A 25,464-nucleotide genomic window follows, 5' to 3' on the forward strand; every position below is an offset into this window, starting at 1 on the left:
CCAGCTTAGGGCGGCCATTGCGGCACGCGGATTGCTTCAGCAAAACTGATGAACAGTATTAGTTTTCGTGAACATCCCGCCAACCCCAGCAAAGTCGCCCACGATGGGCGGCACCGTGACCATGCCCAGATTCACCCCCTCCGTATCCCTTTCTGCCCCTGTCAGCGCAACCGGGCGGCACGAACGCGCCCTGCCCGATCTGCACGCCCTGGCGGCCTTCGTTACGCTGTGCGAGGCCGGTTCGATGGCACAGGCCGCACAGCGGCTGGGCGTGAGCCAGAGCGCGGTCAGCCAGCTTGTCAAGGGGCTGGAGACGACCTATGGCGTGCAGTTGCTGGACCGCGACGTGCGCCCGGCCCGCCCCACCCGCGCAGGCCACATCCTGCTGGACATGGCCGATGAACTGCTGGCCCACGCCCGCAGCGTGGCCGAGCACCTGCGCCAGCGGGTGCGGCAAGACCACGCGCAGATTCGCCTGGGCTGTGTCGATTCGTTCGCCGCCACCGTCGGCCCCGCGCTGATCCGGGCACTGTCCGGCTCCGCACGCGAATTGCAGCTCTGGTCGGGCCTGACCCCCGGACTGAACGCACAATTGCTGGCCCGCGATCTGGACCTGGCCATCTGCACCGAAGTGCCCACCGACCCGCGCCTGGCGCAGCACCTGCTGTTTTCCGAATCCTGGGTGGCCGTGTTTCCGCGCGGCATGGACTGCCCGCCACTGCGGCATGCACACGACCTGAAACAACAACTGCAATCCCTGCCCGCGCTGCCATTGATTCGCTACACACTGCGTTCGGTGATCGGCCAGCAGGTGGAACGCTTCATCCGCCACCTGGGGCTGGAGCTGCCGCAACGCTATGCCTTCGATGCCACCGACCCGCTGCTCAGCGTGGTGGCCGCCGGGCTGGGCTGGGCCATCAGCACCCCGCTGTGCCTCTGGCAGTCGCGTGCCTGGCTCGATCAGGTGCAACTGGTGCCCCTGCCTGCCTCGCGGCTGGGCCAGCGCGAGTTCCACCTGCTCTGCCGGGAAGCGCAGTGGGGCACCACCGCCGACGAAATCGCCCGCCTCACCCGCAGCGTGCTGTTGCAGGACGTGGTGCCCGCCCTGCGCCACGCCATGCCGGCACTGCCCGCCGATGCCATTCGCGTGCACACCGCCCCGGCGCGTGATGCGCCATCCACACCGCTTCCATTCCCTGCCCCATCCACCACCTACGGAGTTCCACCACCATGAACACCCCTGTCCTTGCACTGTCCCAGGGCACCTTGCCCGTGCTGCTGTCCATCCCGCATCTGGGCACCCACCTGCCCGATGAAATACGGCCTTCCCTGTCCGAAGAAGCGCGCACCGTCGCCGATACCGACTGGCACCTCGACCAGCTCTACGGCTTCGCCAGAGATCAGGGCTATTCGGTGCTGGAAGCACGGATATCGCGCTACGCCATCGACCTCAACCGCCCGCCCAGCGGCGAAAGCCTCTACCCCGGCCAGACCACCACTGGCCTGTGCCCGACCGAAACCTTCCGTGGCGTGCCGCTGTACCAGCCCGGCCAGGAGCCGGACGCGGCAGAAATTACCCGCCGTCGCGAAACCTACTGGCAGCCCTACCACGACGCACTGCGCCAGGAGCTGGAACGCCTGCTGGCCCAGCACGGCCAGGTGCTGCTGTGGGAGGCCCACTCCATTGCCAGCGTACTGCCGCGCCTGTTCGAGGGCCAACTGCCCGACCTGAACCTGGGCACCAACTCGGGTGCAGCCTGCGCCAGCGCAATCCTCGATGCCGTGCAGGAGCCACTGCACCACCTGCCCGGTGCCAGCCAGTTCAGCCATGTGGTCAATGGCCGCTTCAAGGGCGGCTACATCACCCGGCACTACGGAGAACCCGCCAGGGGCATTCACGCCATCCAGCTTGAAATGGCGCAGTGCCTCTACATGGACGAAGCCGCCCCGTTCAGCTACCTGCCCGAGCGGGCACGGCAGGTGCAGCCGCTGCTCAAGGCCATGCTCGCCAATGCACTGCAACAGGTGCAGCAGGCGGCCAAAACTGCCTGAATGCACTCCTTTGGGCCATGTCCTGCACCACACCAATAAATTCATATAAAGAAACTTTAATTCTTTGAATGAATTTTTTGGCATGGTATTTGCACCACGGAAGGCGATTGGTCAGGAGCCAATTGTTCACCACCCACTGGAATCGCCATGACACCTTCCGAACTTCTTCGCAACAGGCCGGCTGCGGGCCTTCTTGTTCTTCTGGCAGCAGGCCCGGCATGGGCGCAAGAGGGCGGCGTGGCCGATCCGGGGCACACCGCCTATGTGTTTGCCTGCGCCCTGGCCGTGCTGCTGATGACCATCCCCGGACTGGCCCTGTTCTACGCGGGCCTGGTGCGGGCCAAGAATGTGCTGTCGGTGCTGATGCAGGTCTTTGCCACCGTCTCCGTCGTCAGCATCCTGTGGGTGCTCTATGGCTACAGCCTCGCCTTCACCGACGGGGGCAGCGCGCAGCCCTTCATCGGCGGCCTCTCCAAGGTGTTCCTGCAAGGCGTGACCCCCGAATCGGTCGAAGGGGCCATCCCGGAACTGCTGTTCGTCATGTTCATGGGGCTGTTTGCCGCAATCACCCCGGCCCTGATCGTCGGCGGTTTTGCCGAGCGCATGAAATTCTCTGCCGTGATGGTCTTCATCATCGTCTGGTTCACCATCAACTACGTCCCGATGGCCCACATGGGCTGGGGCGGCGGCTGGGTGTTCCAGTGGGAGCCGCAGGACTTTGCCGGGGGCAACGTGGTGCACGTCAATATCGGCATTGCCGCACTGGTGGCCGCCTGGCTGCTGGGGCCGCGCCGTGAGCCTACCATGGCCCCGCACAACATGACAATGACCATGAGCGGTGCCTCGCTGCTGTGGGTGGGCTGGCTGGGCTTCTGCGGCGGCTGCGCCCTGCTGGCCAATGGCTTCTCGATGCTGGTGGTCTTCAACACCATGCTGGGGGCCGCTGGCGGAGCCACCGCCTGGATGCTGGTGGAGTGGCTGCACCGTGGCAAGCCCAGCATGCTGGGCATCGCTTCCGGGGCCATCACCGGGCTGGTGGCCATCACCCCCGCGTGCGGCTTCGTCGGCCCGGTGGGCGCGATTCTGGTCGGCGCACTGGCCTCGCCCGTCTGCATCTGGGCGGTGGAAAAGCTCAAGCCCATGCTGGGTCAGGACGACGCACTGGATGTCTTCGGCATCCACGGCGTGGGCGGCATCGTCGGTGGCCTGCTCACCACCGTGTTCGCACTGCCCATGTTCGCCGGTCAGGGCCTGCCCGAAGGCCGTTCCCTGCTCGACCAGATGCTCGTGCAGGTCGGGGCCATGGCATTCAGCATCGCCTTCAGTGCCATCACCAGCTGCATCGCGCTCAAGATTGCCGCCGTGTGCTGCAAGGGCCTGCGCGTGAGCGAAGAACAGGAAGAAGTGGGTCTCGACCCTTCCGAACACGGTGAAGTCGGCTACAAGCTGACCGCCTGACAACCACGCATCCCCCCCTGAATTCCCCATCACCGGAGCACCCGCCATGTCCCTCCAACTTGTCACCGCCATCATCAAGCCCTTCAAGCTCGACGAAGTCCGAACCGCCCTGACCGACCTCGACATCCGGGGCCTCACCGTCACCGAAGTCAAGGGCTTCGGTCGCCAGAAGGGCCACACCGAGCTGTACCGGGGCGCGGAATACACCGTGGACTTCCTGCCGAAGATCAAGATCGAACTGGCCATCGACCACTCGCTGCTGGAACGCGTGGTCGAAACCATCACCGCTGCGGCACGCACCGGCAAGATCGGCGATGGCAAGATATTCGTGCAAAGCCTGGACAACGCGCTGCGCATCCGCACAGGCGAAACCGGCACGGAATCGCTGTAGGGCACATCCGCCCACGGGATTCGTTGCGGATTCGCTTCAGCTTCACCCCAGGGCCTTGGTCGTGCCACGCCAAGGCCCGTATTCGTTCACGCGCTGCCTGCTGCCACCAGCCGCCGCATGATCTGCGCGATCAGGTCGTTCTGCATGTCGGCGAACAGCATCTGCTCTTCCGCCTCCTTGGCCAGCGCGGCCGATTCGTCGTAGCTGAGGTCACGGCTTTGCAGCAGCTCCACCACTTCGCCCGGCTGCCCCCCCAGGGGGTTGCTGATGCGGTAGCGGATGCGCAGGCGCAGTTGCAGCTCGCGCACGCCGCCGGTGGCCGTCTGGCTGATGACAGCGCGTTCGTGCTGCTCGCTCAACAGCTCCAGCACGCGCTCGGCCAGCTCCGGGGTGCTGGGCGCGCGCAGCACCGTGATGCCCGTGCCTTCCAGCGTGCGTTGCAACTGCCGTGCAAACACCGATTGGTCTTCGGCCTTGATGTACAGCGACTTGAACGGATAGGACGTGGCTCCACGCAGGCGAAAGCCACAGGCACTGAGCAACGGGGCGCAGCAGGCCGCAGTGGCCAGCGAGAGGAAAAGACGGCGTTGGGACATGGGAGACTTTCGGGGGGAAACAAACCAGTCAGGCAGGATCAGAGCACGATATTCACCAGCTTGCCGGGCACGACGATGACCTTCTTCGGCGCGGCCCCGTTGGCCTGGCGGGCAAAGGCATCGGAAGCCAGTGCAGCGGCTTCGATGGCCGCCTTGTCGGCAGTGGCGGGCACGGTGACGTTGCCGCGCAGTTTGCCATTGATTTGCAGCACCAGTTGCAGTTCATCCTGTTGCAGCGCGCGTTCGTCCACCTGCGGCCAGGGTGCATCGAGAATATCGCCAAAGATGGCGGCATAGCCCAGTTCCGCCCAGAGGCTGTGGGCAATGTGCGGGGTGGCAGGGTAGAGAATGCGCAGCAGAATGGCAAAGCCTTCGGCAGCGGCCAGATGGTCGGCCTCGCCCTCGGCCTTGAAGGCTTCCAGCGCGTTGAGCATCTTCATGCCGCCCGATACCACGGTGTTGTACTGCATGCGCTGGTAGTCGAAGTCCACCTGTTTCAGCACTGTGTGGATTTCCAGCCGCAGGGCCTTGGCCGCCTTGCCGAACTCGGCCTGGGGCGCGGCCTGCCGCTGCAACTGCGCCACCGCACCGGTCGCACCACTCTCGGCCAGCTTCGCCCCAAAGCCCCAGACGCGGCGCAGAAAGCGGTAGCTGCCTTCCACGGCAGAGTCGTTCCACTCCAGCGTCAGCTCCGGCGGGGCCGTGAACATGGTGTAGAGGCGGGCGGTGTCCGCGCCGTATTTCTCGATCAGGTCTTGCGGATCGACCCCGTTGTTCTTCGACTTGCTCATGGTGCCGATGCCCTCGTAGTCGATGGCCGTGCCCACGGGCAACACGCCATCGGCACTGTCGATGGCTTTCTTCAGCTTCGCGCCAACGATCTTGCCGCTGTCGTCCTGCACGAATTCCACGTCGCTGGGCCAGAAGTATTCCTTGCCGCCCTTGGCGGTGCGGCGGCTGAAAATATGGTTCAGCACCATGCCCTGCGTGAGCAGCCGGGTGAAAGGCTCGTCCACCTTCACCAGCCCCAGATCGCGCATCACCTTCGTCCAGAAACGCGCGTACAGCAGGTGCAGGATGGCGTGCTCGATACCGCCGATGTACTGGTCCATCGGCATCCAGTAGTCCGCGCCCTCGGCCACCATGCGGTCGCTGTTCTGCGGGTCGCAATAGCGCATGAAGTACCAGGAGGAATCGACGAAGGTATCCATCGTGTCGGTTTCGCGCCGCGCGGGTTTGCCGCAACAGGGGCAGACCACACCAGCGTGGAAGGCTTCGCTTTTCACCAGCGGATTGCCGGAACCATCGGGCACCAGGTCTTCGGGCAGGACGACGGGCAAATCCTTCTCGGGCACGGGCTGCGGGCCGCAGTCCTCGCAGTGGATGATCGGAATCGGCGTGCCCCAGTAACGCTGGCGCGACACCCCCCAGTCGCGCAGACGCCAGGTGGTTTTCTTCTCGCCCAGCCCTTGGCCGGCCAGCAGTTCGGCCACCTTGTCCACGGCCTGCCGGTGGCCCAGGCCATCGAGCACGCCGGAGTTCACACAGGCCGCGCGTGGCTTGTCGCCATACCATTCCTGCCAGCCTTCGGTGGAGAACGCCTCGCCCTCCACGGCAATCACCTGCTGGATCGGCAGGCCATACTTCTGCGCAAACGCAAAGTCGCGCTCATCGTGCGCGGGCACGCCCATCACCGCGCCGTCGCCATAGCTCATCAGCACATAGTTGCCGACCCAGACTGGCACGGCCTCGCCCGTGAGCGGGTGCGTGACGAACAGGCCGGTGGGCAGGCCTTCCTTCTCCTTGGTGGCCAGTTCCGCCTCGGTGTTGCCACCCTTTTTGCATTCCTCGATGAAGGCGGCCAGACCGGCATTGTCCGCTGCCGCGTGCAGGGCCAGCGGATGCTCCGGGGCGACCGCGCAGAAGGTCACGCCCATGATGGTGTCGGCACGGGTGGTGAACACATACAGGCGGCCATCCTGAATCAACTGGCCATCGCTGCCCCGGATGTCATGCGGGAAGGCGAAACGCACGCCCTCGCTCTTGCCGATCCAGTTCTCCTGCATCAGCCGTACCTTGTCGGGCCAGCCCGTCAGCGTGGCCTTGTCGTTGCCCAACTGCACATGGTCGAGCAGCTCCTGCGCGTAATCGGTGATCTTCAGGTAATAGCCGGGAATCTCGCGCTTTTCCACCAGCGCACCGGTGCGCCAGCCGCGCCCGTCGATGACCTGTTCGTTGGCCAGCACCGTCTGATCGACCGGATCCCAGTTCACCACCTGGGTCTTGCGGTAGGCAATGCCCTTTTCCAGCATCTTCAGGAACAGCCACTGGTTCCAGCGGTAGTAGGCGGGGTCGCAGGTGGCGATCTCGCGGCTCCAGTCGATCGCCAGCCCCATCGCCTGCATCTGCTTCTTCATGTAGGCAATGTTCTCGTACGTCCACTGGGCAGGCGGAACCTTGTTCTTCAGCGCGGCATTCTCGGCAGGCAGGCCAAAGGCATCCCAGCCCATCGGCATCAGCACGTTGTGCCCCCGCATGCGCAGGCTGCGCGTGAGCATGTCGTTGATCGTGTAGTTGCGCACATGGCCCATGTGCAGCTTGCCGCTGGGGTAAGGCAGCATGGAGCAGGCGTAGTACTTGGCCTTGTCCGCATCTTCGGTGACGCGGTAGGCATCGGCAGCAGTCCAGTGGGTCTGGGCGGCATGTTCCACGCTCAGGTGGTCGTATTTTTCTTGCATGAGGGGTCTGGGCAATCGGAAGGCAGAAAGCGCGGCCATGCACAGACCAAAGCCTGTTGCACCGCAAAGCCGCCATTTTAGAACCGGTTCCAGCACAGACCGCCCACGATGCCGCCTCTGATGCCACAGCCGTCGCGTTTGGCTGGCATGTGCCTGACAAACAACCGTTTTGCATTTGCAAATGGGCATTTTCAAATAGGAACTTATTCTTTGACGGAAGGCACCCTCCTTCCCTAGCATGGCCGCTTCGCAATTTTTCTGCTTGAGCCGACCATGTCCACCGCCCCCCGCCAACTCAATCTCAACCTGTTCATCTACCCGAATGGGCACCACGAAGCCGCATGGCGGCATCCGCTGGCGGCGCACCAGCGGGTGCTGGACGTGAGTTTCTATCAGGAGCTGGCGCAGCAGGCAGAAGCCGCCAAGTTCGATGCCGTGTTCTTTGCCGACGGGCTGGGCATTGGCGACGGAGTGCGCTATGCCAGCCGCTTCCACCTGGAGCCGATTACGCTCATCAACGCGCTGGCGGCAGCCACGCAGAAGATCGGCTTCATTGCCACGGCTTCCACCACGTTCTACGACCCCTACACGCTGGCGCGGCTGCTGGCCTTCACCGACCACCTGAGCCACGGGCGCGTGGGCTGGAACATCGTCACGTCCAGCCTGAAGCGGGCCGCGCAGAACTACGGGCTGGCAGAACACCCCAGCCATGCCGCACGCTACGCCCGCGCCCATGAATTCGTCGAGGCCATCGGGCGGCTGTGGGACAGTTGGGAAGATGGCGCATTCATCAACGACCCGGCTTCCGGGCTGTTTGCCGACACCGACCGCATTCACCCCGCCCAATTCAGCGGCGAGCACCTGAGCGTGGCCGGTGCGCTGAATGTGCCACGCTCGCCACAGGGGCGGCCCGTCTATGTGCAGGCCGGTTCGTCCGAAGCCGGACGCGACTTTGCCGCACAATACGCCGAGGCCATCTTCACCGCGCATCAGACGCTGGAGAGTGCCCAGGCGTTCTACCGCGACGTGAAAGAACGCGCCACGCAACGGGGCCGCAACCCGGCGCACGTCAAGATTCTGCCCGGCCTCAGCCCCTTCATCGGCTCCACCGAAGCCGAGGCCAAGGCACTGCAACGCGAGTTCGACGAGCTGATCCAGCCGGACTTCTCGCTGCTGCAACTGAAGAACCAGTTGGGGCTGGACGTGGACTTGCGCGGCCATGACCTGGACGCGCCCTTCCCGCTGCACCTGATTCCCGACAACCCCGATCAGGCTGAACACAGCCGCTTCCAGTTGGTGTTGGACATCGTCAAGCGCGAGCAGCCCACGCTGCGCCAATTACTGCAAAAGCTGGCCGGGGCGCGCGGGCATTTCGTGCTGGCGGGCACGCCCGAGCAGATTGCCGACCACATCCAGACCTGGTTCGAGCAGGGCGCGGCCGATGGCATCAATGTGATGCCGCCCTGGTTGCCCGGCGGCTTCGAGGTCTTCACCCGCGAAGTCGTGCCGATTCTGCGCCAGCGCGGACTGTTCCGCGAGGAATACAGCGGCAGCACGCTGCGCGACCACTTCGGCCTGCCACGCCCCGAAAGCCAGTTTGCCCCGGCACTGGCCCAGGCGCAGGCGGCCTGACGGCAGGCAACGCAGTCCCGCATTCCAGCACCCCCATCTGCCATGAACCCCCTCTGGAAACCTGTGCGCACGCCCCGTACCGGGCGATGTCGGGCCTGTTGCCGACTTTCTGCCCGCGTATTTCCCGTGTCTGCCACACCGTTTTCAAGGATTCGTTCATGCCTTTGCGATTGTTTGCCCCGTCCACCTATCTGAAAGCCTCCGTGCTGGGCCTGGCTCTGTTGGCCATCTCTGCGTCCAGCCACGCCCAGCAACCCGTCTACGGTGGCACCCTCACCTGGGCGTTGCGGGTGGAGCCGCCCACGCTGGTGCCCATCAACACCCCGGCTGGCGGGGCGGTGGATGTGGGGCCGAAGATCGTCGAGGGGCTGCTGACCTACGACGACCAGCTCAACCCCCGGCCGCTGCTGGCCACGGCCTGGGAGGTCGCGCCGGATGGCCTGCGCTACGAGTTCACATTGCGTCAGGGCGTGAAGTGGCACGACGGCAAGCCGTTCACCTCCGCCGACGTGGCTTATTCCATCTTCACGCTGAAGGAGCACCATTCGCGTGGCCGCGCCACCTTCGCCCAGGTGCGCGAGGTGCAAACGCCTGATGCGCACACCGCCATCCTGCTGCTGGACAAGCCCGCACCCTATCTGCTGACTGCGCTGGCTTCCACCGAATCGCCCATCGTGCCTCGCCATCTGTACGAGGGCAAAGACCTGGGCAGCAACCCGCACAACAACGCCCCCATCGGCACCGGGCCGTTCGTCTTCAAGGACTGGGTGCGTGGCAGCCACATCACACTGGAGCGCAACCCCGATTACTGGGACAAGCCCCGCCCCTACCTGGACAAGGTGGTGATCCGCTTCCTGACCGATGCGAGTGCCCGCGCGGCCGCGCTGGAATCGGGGGATGCGCAGATTTCCGGCAACGCGATTGCCTCGGGCGAGATCGAACGCTTCGAGAAACTGCCGCATCTGCGCGTCGATAAATCGCCCGCCCGCTACACGGTGCCGTACAACCAGATCATCATCAACCACGAGCACCCCGCGCTGCAAAAACTGCCGGTGCGCCAGGCGATTGCCCACGCGGTGTCCATCGATCACATCAACCGGCTGGCATGGCACGGACAGGGCACGCCCTCGGCCACCGCCATCAGCGTGCCCAGCCGCTACCACGATGCGTCGATTCCGTTCCACACATTCGATCTGAAAGCCGCCGAGAAGCTGCTGGACGACGCGGGCTACCCGCGCGGTGCGGATGGCAAACGCTTTGCCGTGCGCCTGACTTCCAACCCCTACACCGAGCGGCGCATTGCCGACATCCTGCGCCAGCAGTTGCAGAAGATCGGCATCGACGCGGCCATCCATGCCTACGACTTCGGCACTTATGTGAACAAGGTCTATACCGAACGCGCCTTCGACATCAGCGTGGAAGCGCAGTCCAACCTGTTCGACCCCACCGTGGGCGTGCAGCGCGTGTACTGGTCGAAGAACTTCCAGATCGGCCTGCCCTTCTCCAACGGGGGCCGCTACGCCAACCCGGAAGCCGACCGGCTGCTGGAAGCCGCCGCCGTGGAGCCTGACGAGGCCCAGCGCAAGCAACTGTTTGCGCAACTGCAACGCACGCTGTGGGAAGACGTGGCTGCCATCAACATCGGCCAGCCGCCCGAAACCGTGGTGTACGACCGCAGGCTGATCGATGCCGACCCCACCGCCGAACGCATCTACGGCAGCTTTGCCCACCTCTATTTCACTCCCTGAAACTTCTGCACCAAGGAACCCCTCCATGAAATTCCCCTCGCTTCCCCAACTGCTCGCATCGCTGGGCATGGGCCTGCTGGTCAGCCTCTCTGCGGCAGCCAGCCCGGCGGCCTCGCACTCCATCACGCTGGGCGTGACCGCTGGCCCCCATGCGCAGATTGCCGAAGCCGTGGCCGAAGTCGCCAAGACCAAGGGACTGGAAGTGCGGCTGGTGGAATTCACCGATGGCCTGCTGCTCAACACCGCCACCGAACGCGGCGAGATCGATGCCAACGCCTTCCAGCACACGCCGTACCTGAACCAGCAGGTCAAGGACCGGGGGCTGAAAGTCCAGTCCGTGGCCCGCACCGTGCTGATGCCGATTGCCGGATACTCGCGCCGCGTCCAGAGCCTGGATGCCCTGCCACAGGGCGCGCAGGTGGCCATTCCCAGCGACCCCACCAACAGTGGCCGTGCCCTGAAACTGCTGGAAGCGGGCGGGCTGCTGAAACTGCGCGACGGCGTGAGCTTCGATGCCACGGAACTGGACATCATCGACAACCCGAAGAAGCTGCGCATTCTGCCGCTGGAGCAGGCGCAACTGCCGCGCTCGCTGGAAGACGTGGATTTCTCCGTCATCAACTCGCACTTCGCCCTCAATGCCGGGCTGGTTCCCAAGCGCGACGCACTGCTGCTGGAAGGCCAGCTCTCGGAATACTTCTGCCTGATCGGCGTGGGCGAGAAAAACCTTCAGCAGCCCTGGGTTCCAGTGCTGGTGGAGAGCTTCCGTTCGCCCGAAGTGAAAGCCTTCATCGAGAAGAAGTTCGAGGGCAACATCATTGCAGGCTGGTAATCACCTCATGAGTGCCCTGCCCCACTGGTCATCGGACGATCCCTCGTCGGCCGCCACCGTGCAGTTCCTGCCACCGGAACCCACCACGGATGCCTCGCCGCGACGGCCCGCGTCCAGTGCCGCAACCCGCCACCGCCCCATCATCCGCATCGAAGGACTGAGCAAGTCGTATGTGGCGGGTGAGAACGTGCTCGATGGCATCTCGCTGCACGTCGCCCCCGGCTCCATCCACGGCATCATTGGCCGCTCCGGCGCGGGCAAGAGCACGCTGGTGCGCTGCCTGAACCGGCTGGAAACGCCCAGCGCGGGGCAGATCGAAATCGACGGGCAGGACATCACCCGCCTGCACGGCGCGGCCCTGCGGCAGGCACGGCGCAGCATCGGCATGGTGTTCCAGCATTTCAACCTGCTGTCCTCGCGCACGGCAGCGGGCAATGTCGCCCTGCCGCTGGAACTGGCCGGGCACAGTGCCGCACAGATTCGCCAGCGCGTGCCCGAACTGCTGGCCCTGGTGGGGCTGGCGCACAAGGCTGATGCCTATCCGGTGGAACTCTCCGGCGGGCAGAAGCAGCGCGTGGGCATTGCCCGCGCCCTCGCACTGGAGCCGCGCATCCTGCTCTCGGACGAGGCCACCTCCGCACTCGACCCGGAAACCACCGAACAGACGCTGCAACTGCTCAAGCGCATCAACCAGCGGCTGGGGCTGACCATCGTGCTCATCAGCCACGAGATGGAAGTGGTGCGCGACATCGCCAGCCACGTCACCGTGCTGGAGCATGGCCGGGTGATCGAATCCGGCCCCACCTACGATGTGTTTGCCTTTCCGCAAACCCCCACCGCACGCCGCTTTCTCAGCAGTATCGTCGCGCACGACCTGCCCGAGGCACTCGCCAGCCGCATCCAGCCGCAACCCGCGCCCGGCAGTGCGCCCGCCATCCGGCTGGTGCTGGCCCATGCGGCGGCCAGCATGCCCGTCATCGCGCTGCTGCACCAGCACTTCGGCATTCAGGCCCGCATCCTGCATGGCCGCGTGGACACCATCGGCGGGCAACCGCTGGGCGTGCTGACGCTGGCCCTGCCCCACGCCGATGTCCGGCTGGACGAGGTGCTGGCCTGGCTGCGCCAACCAGGATTGCACACGGAGTTTCTCGGCCATGCTCTCTGAACTGCTCGCTCCCTTCATCGCCCCCGCGCTGCTCAACATCCTGCTGGTGTCGCTGCAACAGACCCTCGCCATGGTCTCGGTGGCCGCCGTCATCTCCGCGCTGCTGGGGCTGCCGCTGGGCGTGCTGCTGGTCGTCACCGAACGCGGGCACATCCTGCCGCACCGGTTGCTGCACCGCAGTGTCGGCACCGTGGTGAACCTGATCCGCTCCACGCCCTTCATCATCCTGATGGTGTCCATCATCCCGCTCACGCGCCTGCTGGTCGGCACCACCGTGGGCACGACCGCCGCCATCGTGCCGCTGACGATTGCCATCACGCCGCTGTTCGCGCGGCTGGTGGAAGCGGCGGTGCGCGAGGTGGATCGCGGCCTGATCGATGCCGCGCTGGCGATGGGCGGCTCGCCCTGGCAGATCATTCGCAAGGTGCTGGTTCCCGAAGCCCTGCCCGGCATCGTCGCGGGCCTGACCGTCACGCTGGTGAGCCTGATCGGCTACTCCACGATGGCCGGCGTGGTCGGTGGCGGCGGGCTGGGCGATCTGGGCATCCGCTTCGGCTACCAGCGGTTCATGCCCGAAGTCATGCTCATGGTCATCGTCGTGCTCGTGGTCATGGTGCAGTCCGTGCAATTCGTGGGCGACCGCGCCGCCCGTGCCGTCAATCACCGCCTGCAACGCCGCCGCCAACAACCTGTTTGACGGCAGCGTTTGCGCATCCTCTCTCTCACCTTCACCGCACAACACCATGTCCCATTCACACACCCCCGACGCGGCCCAACCCCGGCGCAGCCTGCACCTCAACGTCAATATGCTCAGCTCCGGCTTCCTGCCCTCCGCGTGGCGGTATGCCGACAGCCGACCCGATGCCTTCATCGACATCGACCACTACCTGCAAATTGCCCGTACCGCCGAACGCGGCAAACTCGACGCGCTGTTCCTGGCCGATCAGGTCTCGATTGCCGACCGCATCGACCTGCGCCCCATCAACGCGCTGGAACCCACCGTGCTGCTGGCCGCCCTGTCCACGGCCACCACGCACATCGGCCTCATCGGCACCGCATCCACCACCTACAGCGACCCGTACAACCTCGCGCGGCGTTTCGCCTCGCTCGACCACATCAGCCACGGGCGCGTGGCCTGGAACATCGTCACCTCCTCCGATGCGGCCGCCAGCCACAACTTCGGCCTGAACGGCCCGCTGGCACACACCACCCGCTACGAACGCGCCGCCGAATTCGTCGATGTCGTCAAGGCCCTCTGGCACAGTTGGGAGGCCGATGCCCTCGTGGGCGACAAGGCCACCGGCCGCTTTGCCGACCCCGCCAAAATCCACGCCATCGACCACAAGGGCACGTTCCTTGACGTGCGCGGCCCGCTCAACGTGCCACGCACCCCGCAAGGCCGCCCGTTGCTGGTACAGGCTGGCGGCTCCGGTGATGGCCGCGCCCTGGCCGCCCGCCATGCCGATGCGGTGTTCTCCGCCTCGCAGTCGCTGGAAGAAGCCATTGCCTACGCACACGACCTGCGCCAACGTGCCCAGACCTTCGGGCGCGACCCCGGCAGCATCGTGGTACTGCCCGGCCTGACCACCATCATCGGCGGCACCGTCGAAGAAGCCGAACGGCGCAAGCGAGACTTGCTCGACCTGCTGGACATCGACTACGCCATCAGCCGCCTCTCCGGCGTGCTCGGCATCGATCCATCGCGCCTGCACCCCGACAGAGAACTGCCCGACGACATCCCCCTGCCCCAGGACGGCGGCCACACCTTCTTCCACGCCACCCTCGCACAGGCACGCGCCCATCGCTACACATTCCGCCAACTGGTGTACGCCCTGGCGGGCGGCACGGGCCACCGCGTCGTCACCGGCACCCCGGAACAGATTGCCGACGACATTGAACACTGGTTCAAGGCAGGCGCGGCAGACGGCTTCAACCTCATGCCCGATGTACTGCCCAGCGGCCTGACCGCCTTCGTGGACGGCGTGGTTCCGCTGCTGCAACAACGCGGGCTGTTCCGCCAGGACTACGCAGAAACCACCCTGCGCGAACGCTTCGGCCTGCCCGTGCCGGGTTGAGGAAGGTCTGCCAGACGCATCAGTGGCGCATCAGCCCTGCACCACCACCTTCAAATCAAACCCCACCTTCTCCCAGACGCAGGCTTCTTCCTGCAACAGGTAGTAGGACTGGGGATAGGCCTGGCTCCAGGCTTCGCTGACGGTGGCCCTGGCACTGCGGTTCTTGGGGGTGCTCCATTGCAGGGCTTGCAGTTCCGGGTCGTTGCGGGCGGTGCACAGCAAAATGGCCAGCCGCAGGCACAGCAATTGCAGCTCGAACAGGCCGGGATGGTTTTGCAGACGGTCTTGCAGCTTCTTCAGTTTGCCGCGATGCCCCAGGATGAGCTGCGCGATGTTGTCGCGCTCGGACGGCAGGAAGCCGGGGCAATCGCCGTATTCCAGAATGTACGCGCCGTGGTGGTGATAGCGTTCGTAGGCGATGCTGATGCCGATCTCGTGCAGCAGGGCCGCCCATTGCAGTTGTTGCAGGTCTTCGTGGCTGGCCTGGGGCAGGTTCCACTCCTGCCAGATGTGGGTGGCGGTGCTGGCAATGCGTTCGCCCTGAAGCCGGTCGTAGCCAAAGCGTTGCAGCAGGCTTTGCACGGTTTTCTGGCGAATGTCGCTTTGTTCGTTGTGGGGTTTCTCGCGCTGGATCAGATCGACCAGCGCGCCCTGACGCAAGGCACCATCGGAGATGTGGAGGGTGGCCACATCGAGGATTTCCATGAGGGCCGTCAGGATACTGACACCACCGCCGATGACCGGACGGCGGTCGTCGCGCAGTCCTTCCATGCTCAGGTTGTCGATATGCTGGGCACTGATGAGCTGTGCCTTGAGCTGCGCCAGTGCCTTGCGGGTGATGGTATTGGGTTCGGCCAGCCCCTGCTGGCAGAGGATTTGCGCCACCGCATTCATGGTTCCCGATGCACCGAAGACGTTTTCGCGCGGGAACTGGGCGAACAGCCCCAGCCGCTCCTGCAACAGGGCCTTGGCGGCCACCTCGGCCTTGGTAAAGCCCTTGGCAGTGAGCCGCCCCTCCCCAAAGAAACGCTGCGACCACGACACGCTGCCCAGCGCGAAGGAAGCGGCCTCCAGCGGAGCCTGCCCCTGGCCGACGATGATCTCGGTGGAGCGACCGCCGATGTCGATCACCATGCGGTATTCGTCCGGGTTGAGGGGCAGGTAGTAGGTCACGCCCTGGTAGATGAGCCGTGCTTCTTCCTGCCCGGAGATGACTTCGATGGGATGCCCCAGCAGCTGCTGCGCCTGTTCCAGAAATTGCTTGCGGTTGCGCGCTTCGCGCAGGGTCTGGGTAGCCAGGGCACGCACCCGCGAAGGATGAAAATTCTGCAACCGTTCGCCAAATCGTGCCAGACACTGCCAGCCACGCTCCATGGATTCCTGTGACAGATAGCCGTCGGCATCCAGCCCGCCACCCTGGCGCACGGTTTCCTTCAGGTATTCGACGCGCTGAAAATGGTCACCATGCAGGTTGCTGATTTCCAGCCGGAAGCTGTTGGAGCCGAGGTCCACGGCGGCAATGAGTTCTCCATCTTTCATGGTCTTTTTTGGGGGGGTCAGTGGGTGCAAGGGAATCTGACCACGAGAGGATGCAGCCAGGATGAGGGAGAGTGCGAATATGCCACGCGCATGGCAGGAATCGATACTAACCCACCATCATTACTGCGGCATGTGACATTTTTGTGTCATATGCCGCACATGGCTTGGCTCAATGGCGGCTGGCGGCCAGTCCGGGTGCACCGGTTTGGTTCCTGGCACCAGGGTGGTGCAGATAGCGTTCCAGCCAGTCCCAGATGGCACGATCCTGGCTGTAGGCGACGTTGAAGCGCAGCCAGCCGGTGGGGGCACCGTCCACCAGGAACAATTGTCCGGGGCCGAACATGATGCCTTCGGCGGTGGCCGCGCTGGCCAGTTCGGCACTGTCGGCCACGGCCGGGTGCCGCGCCCAGATGTACATGCCTTCGTTGGGTTCGTAGAACGGCTCGAAGCCGTGGCTGTGCAGGCGCAGTGACACTTCCTCGTGCCCGGCCTTGAGCCGGTCGCGCAGGCTTTTGAGGTGCTTGCGCCAGCGGCCATCGGTGACGACGTTGTACACCAGCTTCTCGGCCACCTCGGAACTGGTCAGGCCAGAGAGCATTTTCAGGTGCGCCAGCCGCGCCATCCAATCGGGATTGGCCAGCATGAAGCCCACGCGCAGATTGGGCGAGATGGTCTTGGAGAAACTGCCGACATAAACGACGCGCTGGAGCTGGTCGAGGCTGGCCAGCGAGGGCTGGTTCTCGTCGTCCATGTCGGCGTAGAGGTCGTTTTCCACCAGGGTCAGGTCGTACTGGTTGGCCATCTGGAGCAGCCGGTGCAGTTGCGAGAGGCTGGCCCGCGAGCCGCTCGGGCTTTGCAGGCGCGGCTGGGTGAAGAATACGCGCGGCCGGTGCTGGTGCAGCAGGCGTTGCAGTTCTTCCAGGTCGTAGCCGGATGGGGTGCGCGGTACGCCCAGCAGGCGTGCTCCCTGAAAGCGCAGGATATTCATCAGGTTGGGGTAGCCGGGGTTGTCCACCAGCACGGTGTCGCCCGGCTTGACCAGGCTGCGCACGGCCCAGTCCAGTGCCTGGCTGGAGCCGTGGCTGAACAGCACCTGGGCGGGGCGCACCAATATCTGCTGCTTGTGCTCCAGGCTGTGGGCAATGTGGGTGCGCAGGGGCAGATGCCCCATCGGGTCTCCATAGCCACCCAGCCGCAGACCCTCGGCGGCCACCTGGCGGAAGCTGCGCCGCACGGCATCCTCGAACAGCCAGTCGTTGGGCAGCCAGCCACAGCCGGGCTTCATGGGCAGGGTGCGGTTCTCGAAAATCTGCTGCAAGTACCAGACATCATTGAAGCTCGGGCGGCGTGTCGCACCGATGCCGCTGGAGGCAACGGCCACGGGCTGTGCAATCGGGCCGTCCTCGTCGCGGCGACAGACGAAGAAGCCCTGATTGGCGCGTGACACCAGCACCCCTTGCGCCACCAGCCGGTCGTAGGCCTCCACCACGGTGAAAACGCTGACCGAGTGCCGCGCAGCAAAGGCTCGGATGGAAGGAACCTTGGCTCCCGGCTTGAGTGCGTGGCTGGCCACCAGCTCGCGCACGCCATCGATGATCTGGCTGATGAGGGGGGTAGGGGATTCGGGTTTCAGGGTAATCATTTTGAGGCGATTCCATTCACAGTCTTGTCAAACTTCGCATGGGAAAGTCATGGTTGCGTCATCAGGGTGTATCGGTTGCGGGGCCAGTACAGTGGCGACCGGAATCGGGATTGCTGTACATGGACGCTGAGCGGCTGGATTCTTAAAGTTGCAAACCATTATCAACTCTCATGCGGAACCACCCATGTCAAGCAAAGAACGTACCAATGCCGCCCTGATGCAACGCCGCAAGAACGCCCTGCCACGCGGCGTGGGGCAATCGCACGAGGTCTTCATCGACCGCGCCAAGAACGCCGAATTCTGGGATGTGGAAGGCCAGCGTTATATCGACTTCGCAGGCGGCATCGCAGTGCTCAACACCGGCCACCTGCACGATGGCGTGACCGCAGCGGTCAAGGCCCAACTGGAGCAGTACACCCACACCTGTTTCCAGGTGGTGGCCTATGAGCCGTATGTGGAGCTGGCCGAGGAGCTTAATGCCATTGCCCCCGGAACGGAACCCAAGAAAACCCTATTCCTGACCACCGGCGCGGAAGCCGTCGAAAACGCCGTCAAGATTGCCCGTGCCTACACCGGCCGCCCCGGCCTGATCGCCTTTGCGGGCGGCTACCACGGCCGCACCAACATGACGCTGGCCCTGACCGGCAAGGTCGCACCCTACAAGATCGGCTTCGGCCCCTTCCCCGGTGATGTCTATCACGCCCGCTTCCCCAATGCGCTGCATGGCGTGAGCGTGGAAGACGCGCTGCAATCGGTGGAAGCCATCTTCAAGAACGACATCGAAGCCAGCCGCGTGGCCGCCTTCATCGTCGAGCCGGTGCAGGGCGAAGGCGGTTTCAATGTCGCCCCGCCCGAATTCATCGTGGGCCTGAAGAAGCTGGCCGAGCAGCACGGCATCCTGCTGATTGCCGACGAAGTGCAGACCGGCGCAGGCCGTACCGGCACATTTTATGCTTGTGAACAATGGCCGGTGGCTCCCGACCTGATTACCACGGCCAAGTCGCTGGCAGGTGGCTTCCCGCTCTCGGGCGTGATTGGCCGTGCCGACGTGATGGATGCCCCCGCCCCCGGTGGCCTGGGCGGCACCTACGCGGGCAGCCCGCTGTCCTGCGCTGCCGCGCTGGCCGTGCTGAAGGCATTCCGCGAGGAAAACCTGCTGGAGCGCAGCAAGGCCGTGGGCGCACGCCTGACCGAAAGCCTGCGCAAGCTGGCCGAAACCACTCCGGCCATCTGCGACGTGCGCGGCCTGGGTGCCATGGTGGCTTTCGAACTTGGCAAGAACGGCAACCCGAATGAACCCGATGCCGAACTGACCAAGCGCATCACCGCCGAAGCCGCCAAACGGCATCTGGTGCTGCTGTCCTGCGGAACCTACGGCAACGTCATCCGCATTCTGGTGCCGCTGACCGCCTCCGATGCCCTGCTGGATGAAGGGCTGGACATCATCGCCCAGAGCGTGCAAGCAGCCCTCCAGTCGTAAAGACAAGCCAGGGAAGGTCTGCAAAACTCTTGCGGTAAGCCCGCGCCCGCCAGTGGGATGCAGCGCAAGGCGGATTTTGCGGTCAATAGCGGGGCTATTGACCGCAGAAGCCAACGCCGCGATGCGCCCAGTGGTGGGATGCGGGCGGCGCAACGGGTTTTGCAGACCTTCCCTAGGGAAACGTCTGCGCGGTTTCGCTGCGGCGAATCCGCCAGGCCCTCCGCCCGCCAGACGGGCGGGCAATCGCGGGAGCGGATCGAAAGCACGCTCCCAATCATCCCCCGGTGGGGCGTGGCGGTGCTGCATGGTGCGTTTTCGTGGGTGTTGCAACCGACCAGCCTCCCCCTCCAAGGAACCCAACCATGTCCAACACCCATGATCCTTCTGCCACACACGAAGGCAACCAGCTCAAGGCCGCACTCAAGACCCGCCACCTGACCATGATGTCGATTGCCGGGGTCATTGGTGCGGCCCTTTTCGTTGGCTCGGGCAAAATCATTGCCAACACCGGCCCTGCCGTCATCCTGGCCTACGCTGCCGGGGGCATCGTCGTCATGCTCATCATGCGCATGCTCGGCGAGATGGCCACCTCCGCACCCGATACCGGCTCCTTCTCCACCTATGCCGACCAGGCCATTGGCCGCTGGGCCGGCTTCACCATCGGCTGGCTGTACTGGTGGTTCTGGGCCTTGCTGATGGCCTGGGAAGCCTATGTCGCCGGCATGATCCTGCACGAATGGTTCCCGCAGATTTCGATCAACGTCTTCACGCTGGTGGCCACCTCCTTGCTGATTCTGGTGAACTTCTTCAACGTCAGGAACTATGGTGAATTCGAGTTCTGGTTCGCGCTCATCAAGGTCATCGCCATCGTCTGCTTCATCCTCGTCTGTACGCTGGCCGTGGTGAACCTCTGGCCCACCGGCGAAGTGCGCGGCATCTCCAACCTTACGGCACAGGGCGGCTTCATGCCCAACGGCTTCAAGGCCGTCATCGTCGCCATGCTCGGGGTGATGTTCGCCTTCCTCGGCGCGGAAATCGTCACCATCGCCGCCTCCGAATCGAAGAACCCCGCCGACCAGATCGTCAAGGCCACCAACTCCGTGGTCTGGCGCATCTGCCTGTTCTACATCGGCTCCATCTTCCTGATCGTCGCGCTGGTGCCGTGGAACGACCCGATGCTGGGCCAGTCCGGCTACGGCTCGTACCGCCGCACCCTGGAGCTGCTGGGCATCCCCGGTGCGCAATGGGTCATGAACTTCGTCGTGCTGACCTCGGTGAGCAGTTGCCTGATCTCCGCCCACTACACCGCCTCGCGGATGCTGTACTCGCTGGCCAAGCGCGGTGATGCCCCCAGGATGCTGATGCAGACCCGTGGCAACACCGGCATTCCCGTCTATGCCGTCATCGCCTCCTGCTCGCTGGCCGTCCTCATCGCCATCATCAACTTCATCGACGCACTGCGCCCCAAGGACATCCTGGACGTGCTGATGAACACCACCGGCATGATCGCCATGCTTGTCTATCTGGTCGTCGCCTTCTCCCAGCTCAAGATGCGCCGCAAGCTCGAAGCCGAAGGCAAGCCCATCCGCCTCAAGATGTGGCTGTTCCCGTGGCTGACCTATGCCGTCATCGTCTTCATCATCGGCTCGCTCATCACCATGCTGTTCGTTGCGGAATACCGCCCGCTGGTCATCTCCACCGGCGTGGCCGCCCTCATCGTCGTGATCGCCGGTTTCGTCGTGCACTCGCGCAACGACAAGGCCGCCGCCCTGGCATCCACTGCCACCCCCACGGCATCCCGCATCTGATACCCTTTTGACTTTCGTTCCGACCCATACACCCCATACCATGACACAAGCCAACACCACCCCGCTCTCGCTGCTGCAAGACCCCAGCCTACTCCAGACCGATGCCCTCATCAACGGCCAGTGGGAAACCGCCGCCAGCCGCTTTGCCGTGCACGACCCCGCCACCGGCCAGCACCTGGCCGACGTGGCCAATCTCAGCGTGGCCCAGGCACAGCAGGCCATCGATGCCGCCAACGCCGCATGGCCTGCCTGGCGCAACCTCACCGGCAAGCAACGCCATGCCCTGCTGCTGCGCTGGTTCCAGTTGCTCACCCAGCACCAGGAAGACCTCGCACGCATCATGACCGCCGAACAGGGCAAACCGCTGGCCGAAACCCGGGGCGAAGTCGCCTACGGTGCCAGCTTCGTCGAGTGGTACGCCGAAGAAGCCAAGCGCGGCAACGGCGAAACCCTGCCGCAGTTCGACAACAACCGCCGCCTGCTCGTCATCAAGCAGCCCATTGGCGTGTGCGCCGCCATCACCCCGTGGAACTTCCCGCTGGCCATGATTACCCGCAAGGTCGCCCCGGCACTGGCCGCAGGCTGCACGGTCGTCATCAAGCCCGCCGAACTCACCCCGCTCACTGCCCTGGCCGTGGCCGAACTGGCGCAACGCGCGGGCATCCCTGCCGGCGTGGTGAACGTGCTCACCGCCGACAGCGAGCAGAGCATTGCCATCGGCAAGCTGCTGTGCGAAAGCGACATCGTGCGCCACCTCAGCTTCACCGGCAGCACCGAAGTGGGCCGCATCCTCATGGCCCAGTGCGCCCCCACCGTCAAGAAACTGGCCCTCGAACTGGGCGGCAACGCCCCGTTCATCGTCTTTGACGATGCCGACATCGACTCCGCCGTGGAAGGAGCGATTGCCAGCAAATACCGCAATGCAGGCCAGACCTGCGTCTGCGCCAACCGCCTGTATGTGCAGGACAGCGTGTACGATGCCTTCGTCGAGAAATTCGCCGCCCGCGTCGCCGCCTTCAAGGTCGGCAACGGCTTCGAGGACGGCGTGGTGCAGGGGCCGCTGATCGAACCCGCCGCCCTCGACAAAGTGCAAAGCCACGTCGATGATGCCGTCGCCAAGGGTGGCAAGGTGCTCACCGGCGGCCAGCGACTGCACGGCCAGTTCTTCGCCCCCACCGTCATTGCCGAAGCCACCGCCGACATGAAGGTCGCCCGCGAAGAAACCTTCGGCCCGCTCGCCCCGGTGTTCCGTTTCCACACCGAAGCCGAAGCCATTGCCGCCGCCAACGCCACCGAATTCGGCCTCGCCAGCTACTTCTACAGCCGCGACGTAGGCCGCATCTTCCGCGTCGGCGAAGCCCTCGAATACGGCATGGTGGGCATCAACGTCGGCATCATCGCCACCGAACACGTCCCGTTTGGCGGCGTGAAACAATCCGGCCTGGGCCGCGAAGGCTCCCGCCACGGCATGGACGAATACCTGGAAATCAAATACCTCTGCGTGGGCGACATCCTGAAGTAAACCCACGGTTATCCAGACAGCAAAATCATCAGGCGGAATAACGATAGCGTATTCCGCCTTTTTTTGCGTCATGGCGGGATATGCCCTTGGCTATCCTAGCCTATCAATCCCAATAACTATTTCGTGCACAAGCATAATAAAGAATTCCGAACGACTGTATTGCCAATGCAGCAACAATCGGCTTGGGATTTACAATGCTCGGATTACCAAATAGCCCAAGCCACTGGGCCACACATGCCAGTAGACAAACAATGCAGAAAATAGATGCAGACTTCGTCCTTGCGCGATGCAGCAGAATAATACTGGCAACCAGCGTAACCAAGGAAAAAACCAAAGGCGCAAAAGACAGAATACTGTTCGCCATTTTCACATGATGCACCGTATCCTGTATCCGACCACAACCACTCAGCAACGGAATGGTCAGCATTGGTAGAACCATCTTTTTCATATAAGCACTTTCATAGTATTTCAATACAAAACAAAAGCAAGTAAGATATAAAATCTTCTTATCTACTCCACTCACTCTCATTAAATACGCTAGGCGAAAATATATACCCTCTTTCTTCATCAATCACACAAAGGCGCATCGAATAAGTATCCCCTCCATATTTTTTCTTATAGCCAACCTCCACAACTATATTTCCTTTCTTTTTATAAATATCAAAAGCCTCCGCATCCACAGAAAAATCAACATTTTTACTCACAAAATCTACGCATGCTTTCTCAGCCTCTTTTTTTTCATTGTCCGAAATCCCTGAACATGCAGCCAAAAACAGGCAACACAAGATACAAGTAATTTTTTTCACAGTTTTCCTTTGTTAATTATATGAACAACATGAATTTAAACTATATGAATTCATGCAACTTTGTGTGTTCATTAAGCCTTGCTGGCTAGGGCGTGCCATCAATGTAGACACTTCTAATGCAACACCAAATGTCACTATTAGTATACATGTCACGATCAGTATGTGTCACGATTGGTGAACTTTTTATAGAAACGCGGGATGTACCTATCCCTGCGAAAGCGTTTCGGCCAACGTGTGCGAGAGTTGCGCAAGTCAGCGGGCTTCACACAGGAAGCATTCGCCGACCGTTGCGGCTATGTGCGTGCCTATATGAGCCGCATCGAAACCGGTGGCGCGAATCTGTCGATGGATGCCATCGAGACGCTGGCAGCTGCGCTGAATGTCCCGGTCAGCAAACTGTTCGAGAACCTCTGAATATCATCTAGGGAAGGTCTGCAAAACTCTTGCGGTAAGCCCGCGCCCGCCAGTGGGATGCAGCGCAAGGCGGCGCATGTGGCCATTGCAACGGCCTTTGACACACTAGCTGTCGTCATTGCGGCGAAGGCCGCAATCCAGTCACCCCATGTGCCATTGGGCAATACCGGTGTTTTTTCAACGTCGTCACTGGATTGCGGCCTTCGCCGCAATGACAGGGCAATGGTCAGTTCACGAATGGTGGAAATGGAAGTCGGGCTTTGCCAGAAACGCAGGGAAATCAGTAGTCATTAGGGCGTGTCATCCATCAGATTCACCCCAGCGTTGGAGTCAATGCGTCAATTGATTCCGTGTGGCAGAGAACCCTGCCCCAGGCACAACACCGTTTCAGGGTTCCGACGATGGGCCGCTCTGTGGCGCAGCTGCCGTCGCGTCTTCCGGCCATTGCGCCACACGCAGCCGCTGACCACTGTTGCTGACGCGGTGCTGTCCGGCCGTCATCACCACGTCTGCGGCAGCCAGTCCTTCGCGCACTTCCACCCAGCCGGGCTGGCGCAGTCCCAGTTGCACGGCCACCCGTTCGCTCTGGTACACACCAGCTTCAGCCTCTGCCGTGGTCGAAGCTGGGGTGATGCGGATGACGCTGGCCCCTTCGGCATTGGAGAGCACGGCCTCTTCGGGCACGGCCAGCGCGTCGGGGCGTTCTTCCAGCAACAGCGAGAGCCGCGCGAACATGCCGGGTCGCAGGCGGTACTGCGGGTTGGGCAGGCGGGCGCGAATCGCAATCGAGCGGCCCTGTTCGTCGATCAACGGGTCGATGGCCATCAATTCGGCAGTGTGGGTTTCACCAGGCAGGGCATCGACGCTGAACTGCACGGGCTGGCCGACGGACAACTGCGGCAAATACCGCTCCGGCAGGCGGAAGTCCACGTGCATCACGGCCATGTCTTGCAGGCTGACGACTTCGTCGCCTTCGCGCAGGTAGTCGCCCACATGCACCCGGCCAATGCCCGCCACGGCATCGAACGGGGCCACCAGCCGCAGTCGCTCCACGGTGGTCTGCGCCAGTGCCAGCCTGGCCTGGGCCACTTGCAGGTCGGCAGCACTTTCGTCCAGGCCGCGCTGGCTGATGAAGCCCTTGGCCACCAGTTCACGGTTGCGCTGGTGGTTGGCACGGGCGAGGCCCATTTCGGCCTGGGCCTGCTGCAACTGGGCACGCTGCAACTGGCTGTCCTGCTCCAGCAGCACCTGCCCCTTGCGCACCTGCTGGCCATCCTTGAAGTGGATGCGGGTGACCATGCCGCTGGCCTGGGGGCGCAGGCTGACGCTCTGGCGCGAAACCAACGTGCCGGTGGCCTGCACTTCATCGCGCATGGGCAGCGTGCGCACCCGCTGCACTTCGATGAGTGGCAGCGAACGCGCCGGTGCAGCCGCAGGCACGGCCGTCGCAGCAGGTGCACGGCGTTCCGGCTGTTGCCACCACCATGCAGCCACACCCGCAACACACAGGGCCAGAACAATGGAAACTCGGGTCAGGGTTGGGCGCATGGGAATGAAAGCAACGGT

At 63.5% G+C, this 25,464-nt stretch carries 21 protein-coding genes; 14 read left to right on the forward strand and 7 right to left on the reverse strand.

The annotated features are described in order from the left end of the window. Positions 1-121: 121 nt before the first annotated feature. The 4 genes from BUE21_RS01325 (at position 122) to BUE21_RS01340 (ending at position 3,901) form a co-directional block, all read left to right on the forward strand. Complete coding sequence (locus BUE21_RS01325) at positions 122-1,234, forward strand: LysR family transcriptional regulator (RefSeq protein ID WP_073353890.1); 1,113 nt, start codon at positions 122-124, stop codon at positions 1,232-1,234. Further along, complete coding sequence (gene hutG, locus BUE21_RS01330) at positions 1,231-2,052, forward strand: N-formylglutamate deformylase (protein ID WP_073353745.1); 822 nt, start codon at positions 1,231-1,233, stop codon at positions 2,050-2,052. The genes BUE21_RS01325 and hutG overlap by 4 nt, the downstream gene beginning before the upstream one ends. 147 nt (positions 2,053-2,199) lie before the next feature. Continuing rightward, positions 2,200-3,510, forward strand: coding sequence for an ammonium transporter (locus tag BUE21_RS01335; RefSeq protein ID WP_073353746.1), 1,311 nt, complete (start codon positions 2,200-2,202; stop codon positions 3,508-3,510). 46 nt (positions 3,511-3,556) lie between these two features. After that, positions 3,557-3,901 (forward strand): P-II family nitrogen regulator, encoded by a 345-nt coding sequence (locus tag BUE21_RS01340; protein ID WP_073353747.1) that lies wholly within the window; start codon positions 3,557-3,559, stop codon positions 3,899-3,901. Between the two features lie 86 nt (positions 3,902-3,987). On the opposite strand, the gene BUE21_RS01345 is transcribed toward BUE21_RS01340, so the two are convergent. Together BUE21_RS01345 and leuS are read right to left on the reverse strand one after the other, a co-directional pair. Then, positions 3,988-4,497 (reverse strand): LPS-assembly lipoprotein LptE, encoded by a 510-nt coding sequence (locus tag BUE21_RS01345; protein ID WP_073353749.1) that lies wholly within the window; start codon positions 4,495-4,497, stop codon positions 3,988-3,990. 38 nt (positions 4,498-4,535) lie between these two features. Continuing rightward, the gene (leuS, locus tag BUE21_RS01350) at positions 4,536-7,235 is read right to left on the reverse strand and encodes a leucine--tRNA ligase (RefSeq protein WP_073353751.1); all 2,700 of its coding nucleotides are present in this window, start codon (positions 7,233-7,235) and stop codon (positions 4,536-4,538) included. Between the two features lie 273 nt (positions 7,236-7,508). Here leuS and BUE21_RS01355 point away from each other — a divergent pair, with 273 nt between their 5' ends. The 6 genes from BUE21_RS01355 (at position 7,509) to BUE21_RS01380 (ending at position 14,687) form a co-directional block, all read left to right on the forward strand. Next, complete coding sequence (locus BUE21_RS01355; protein WP_073353753.1) at positions 7,509-8,867, forward strand: LLM class flavin-dependent oxidoreductase; 1,359 nt, start codon at positions 7,509-7,511, stop codon at positions 8,865-8,867. A 158-nt stretch (positions 8,868-9,025) separates the two neighbouring features. Further along, the gene (locus tag BUE21_RS01360; RefSeq protein ID WP_073353755.1) at positions 9,026-10,615 is read left to right on the forward strand and encodes an ABC transporter substrate-binding protein; all 1,590 of its coding nucleotides are present in this window, start codon (positions 9,026-9,028) and stop codon (positions 10,613-10,615) included. A gap of 25 nt (positions 10,616-10,640) precedes the next feature. Continuing rightward, positions 10,641-11,447, forward strand: a complete 807-nt coding sequence (locus BUE21_RS01365; RefSeq protein WP_073353758.1) for a MetQ/NlpA family ABC transporter substrate-binding protein — start codon at positions 10,641-10,643, stop codon at positions 11,445-11,447. Positions 11,448-11,454: 7 nt separating this feature from the next. Next, a complete protein-coding gene (locus BUE21_RS01370) occupies positions 11,455-12,612 on the forward strand; it encodes a methionine ABC transporter ATP-binding protein (protein ID WP_084522648.1) in 1,158 nt (385 codons plus the stop codon). Then, the gene (locus BUE21_RS01375) at positions 12,602-13,309 is read left to right on the forward strand and encodes a methionine ABC transporter permease (protein WP_073353760.1); all 708 of its coding nucleotides are present in this window, start codon (positions 12,602-12,604) and stop codon (positions 13,307-13,309) included. The genes BUE21_RS01370 and BUE21_RS01375 overlap by 11 nt, the downstream gene beginning before the upstream one ends. 46 nt (positions 13,310-13,355) lie before the next feature. Then, entirely contained in the window at positions 13,356-14,687 is a 1,332-nt protein-coding gene (locus BUE21_RS01380; RefSeq protein ID WP_073353762.1) for an LLM class flavin-dependent oxidoreductase, read from the forward strand. Between the two features lie 30 nt (positions 14,688-14,717). On the opposite strand, the gene BUE21_RS01385 is transcribed toward BUE21_RS01380, so the two are convergent. Next, positions 14,718-16,226 carry a Ppx/GppA phosphatase family protein gene (locus tag BUE21_RS01385; RefSeq protein WP_073353765.1) on the reverse strand — a complete coding sequence of 503 codons (1,509 nt, stop codon included), beginning with the start codon at positions 16,224-16,226 and terminating at the stop codon, positions 14,718-14,720. A 169-nt stretch (positions 16,227-16,395) separates the two neighbouring features. Beyond that, complete coding sequence (locus BUE21_RS01390; RefSeq protein WP_073353767.1) at positions 16,396-17,868, reverse strand: aminotransferase-like domain-containing protein; 1,473 nt, start codon at positions 17,866-17,868, stop codon at positions 16,396-16,398. Positions 17,869-18,052: 184 nt separating this feature from the next. Here BUE21_RS01390 and gabT point away from each other — a divergent pair, with 184 nt between their 5' ends. The 3 genes from gabT (at position 18,053) to BUE21_RS01405 (ending at position 22,678) form a co-directional block, all read left to right on the forward strand. Then, the gene (gabT, locus tag BUE21_RS01395; RefSeq protein ID WP_073353770.1) at positions 18,053-19,348 is read left to right on the forward strand and encodes a 4-aminobutyrate--2-oxoglutarate transaminase; all 1,296 of its coding nucleotides are present in this window, start codon (positions 18,053-18,055) and stop codon (positions 19,346-19,348) included. 362 nt (positions 19,349-19,710) lie between these two features. After that, positions 19,711-21,156: an amino acid permease gene (locus BUE21_RS01400; RefSeq protein WP_073353772.1), complete on the forward strand. Its 1,446-nt coding sequence runs from the start codon at positions 19,711-19,713 to the stop codon at positions 21,154-21,156. A gap of 40 nt (positions 21,157-21,196) precedes the next feature. Next, entirely contained in the window at positions 21,197-22,678 is a 1,482-nt protein-coding gene (locus tag BUE21_RS01405; RefSeq protein WP_073353775.1) for an NAD-dependent succinate-semialdehyde dehydrogenase, read from the forward strand. A gap of 103 nt (positions 22,679-22,781) precedes the next feature. Here the strand turns inward: BUE21_RS01405 and BUE21_RS14305 are convergent, their stop codons facing one another. After that, positions 22,782-23,126: a hypothetical protein gene (locus tag BUE21_RS14305; protein WP_143164361.1), complete on the reverse strand. Its 345-nt coding sequence runs from the start codon at positions 23,124-23,126 to the stop codon at positions 22,782-22,784. 58 nt (positions 23,127-23,184) lie between these two features. Beyond that, positions 23,185-23,484, reverse strand: coding sequence for a hypothetical protein (locus BUE21_RS14310; protein ID WP_143164362.1), 300 nt, complete (start codon positions 23,482-23,484; stop codon positions 23,185-23,187). A gap of 198 nt (positions 23,485-23,682) precedes the next feature. On the opposite strand from BUE21_RS14310, the gene BUE21_RS01410 reads away from it, so the two are divergent. Continuing rightward, positions 23,683-23,898 (forward strand): helix-turn-helix domain-containing protein, encoded by a 216-nt coding sequence (locus tag BUE21_RS01410; RefSeq protein ID WP_073353778.1) that lies wholly within the window; start codon positions 23,683-23,685, stop codon positions 23,896-23,898. A gap of 387 nt (positions 23,899-24,285) precedes the next feature. On the opposite strand, the gene BUE21_RS01415 is transcribed toward BUE21_RS01410, so the two are convergent. After that, complete coding sequence (locus tag BUE21_RS01415; protein WP_073353781.1) at positions 24,286-25,446, reverse strand: efflux RND transporter periplasmic adaptor subunit; 1,161 nt, start codon at positions 25,444-25,446, stop codon at positions 24,286-24,288. Between the last annotated feature and the right edge of the window lie 18 nt (positions 25,447-25,464).

Source organism: Lampropedia hyalina DSM 16112 (assembly GCF_900129055.1).
Classification (GTDB): Bacteria; Pseudomonadota; Gammaproteobacteria; order Burkholderiales; family Burkholderiaceae_C; genus Lampropedia; species Lampropedia hyalina.

Bases quoted from the DNA above. Each gene is read 5' to 3' on its own strand.
- BUE21_RS01325 (WP_073353890.1), top strand. From the start codon at position 122: ATGCCCAGATTCACCCCCTCCGTATCCCTTTCTGCCCCTGTCAGCGCA.
- hutG (WP_073353745.1), top strand. From the start codon at position 1,231: ATGAACACCCCTGTCCTTGCACTGTCCCAGGGCACCTTGCCCGTGCTG.
- BUE21_RS01335 (WP_073353746.1), top strand. From the start codon at position 2,200: ATGACACCTTCCGAACTTCTTCGCAACAGGCCGGCTGCGGGCCTTCTT.
- BUE21_RS01340 (WP_073353747.1), top strand. From the start codon at position 3,557: ATGTCCCTCCAACTTGTCACCGCCATCATCAAGCCCTTCAAGCTCGAC.
- BUE21_RS01345 (WP_073353749.1), bottom strand. From the start codon at position 4,497: ATGTCCCAACGCCGTCTTTTCCTCTCGCTGGCCACTGCGGCCTGCTGC.
- leuS (WP_073353751.1), bottom strand. From the start codon at position 7,235: ATGCAAGAAAAATACGACCACCTGAGCGTGGAACATGCCGCCCAGACC.
- BUE21_RS01355 (WP_073353753.1), top strand. From the start codon at position 7,509: ATGTCCACCGCCCCCCGCCAACTCAATCTCAACCTGTTCATCTACCCG.
- BUE21_RS01360 (WP_073353755.1), top strand. From the start codon at position 9,026: ATGCCTTTGCGATTGTTTGCCCCGTCCACCTATCTGAAAGCCTCCGTG.
- BUE21_RS01365 (WP_073353758.1), top strand. From the start codon at position 10,641: ATGAAATTCCCCTCGCTTCCCCAACTGCTCGCATCGCTGGGCATGGGC.
- BUE21_RS01370 (WP_084522648.1), top strand. From the start codon at position 11,455: ATGAGTGCCCTGCCCCACTGGTCATCGGACGATCCCTCGTCGGCCGCC.
- BUE21_RS01375 (WP_073353760.1), top strand. From the start codon at position 12,602: ATGCTCTCTGAACTGCTCGCTCCCTTCATCGCCCCCGCGCTGCTCAAC.
- BUE21_RS01380 (WP_073353762.1), top strand. From the start codon at position 13,356: ATGTCCCATTCACACACCCCCGACGCGGCCCAACCCCGGCGCAGCCTG.
- BUE21_RS01385 (WP_073353765.1), bottom strand. From the start codon at position 16,226: ATGAAAGATGGAGAACTCATTGCCGCCGTGGACCTCGGCTCCAACAGC.
- BUE21_RS01390 (WP_073353767.1), bottom strand. From the start codon at position 17,868: ATGATTACCCTGAAACCCGAATCCCCTACCCCCCTCATCAGCCAGATC.
- gabT (WP_073353770.1), top strand. From the start codon at position 18,053: ATGTCAAGCAAAGAACGTACCAATGCCGCCCTGATGCAACGCCGCAAG.
- BUE21_RS01400 (WP_073353772.1), top strand. From the start codon at position 19,711: ATGTCCAACACCCATGATCCTTCTGCCACACACGAAGGCAACCAGCTC.
- BUE21_RS01405 (WP_073353775.1), top strand. From the start codon at position 21,197: ATGACACAAGCCAACACCACCCCGCTCTCGCTGCTGCAAGACCCCAGC.
- BUE21_RS14305 (WP_143164361.1), bottom strand. From the start codon at position 23,126: ATGAAAAAGATGGTTCTACCAATGCTGACCATTCCGTTGCTGAGTGGT.
- BUE21_RS01410 (WP_073353778.1), top strand. From the start codon at position 23,683: ATGTACCTATCCCTGCGAAAGCGTTTCGGCCAACGTGTGCGAGAGTTG.
- BUE21_RS01415 (WP_073353781.1), bottom strand. From the start codon at position 25,446: ATGCGCCCAACCCTGACCCGAGTTTCCATTGTTCTGGCCCTGTGTGTT.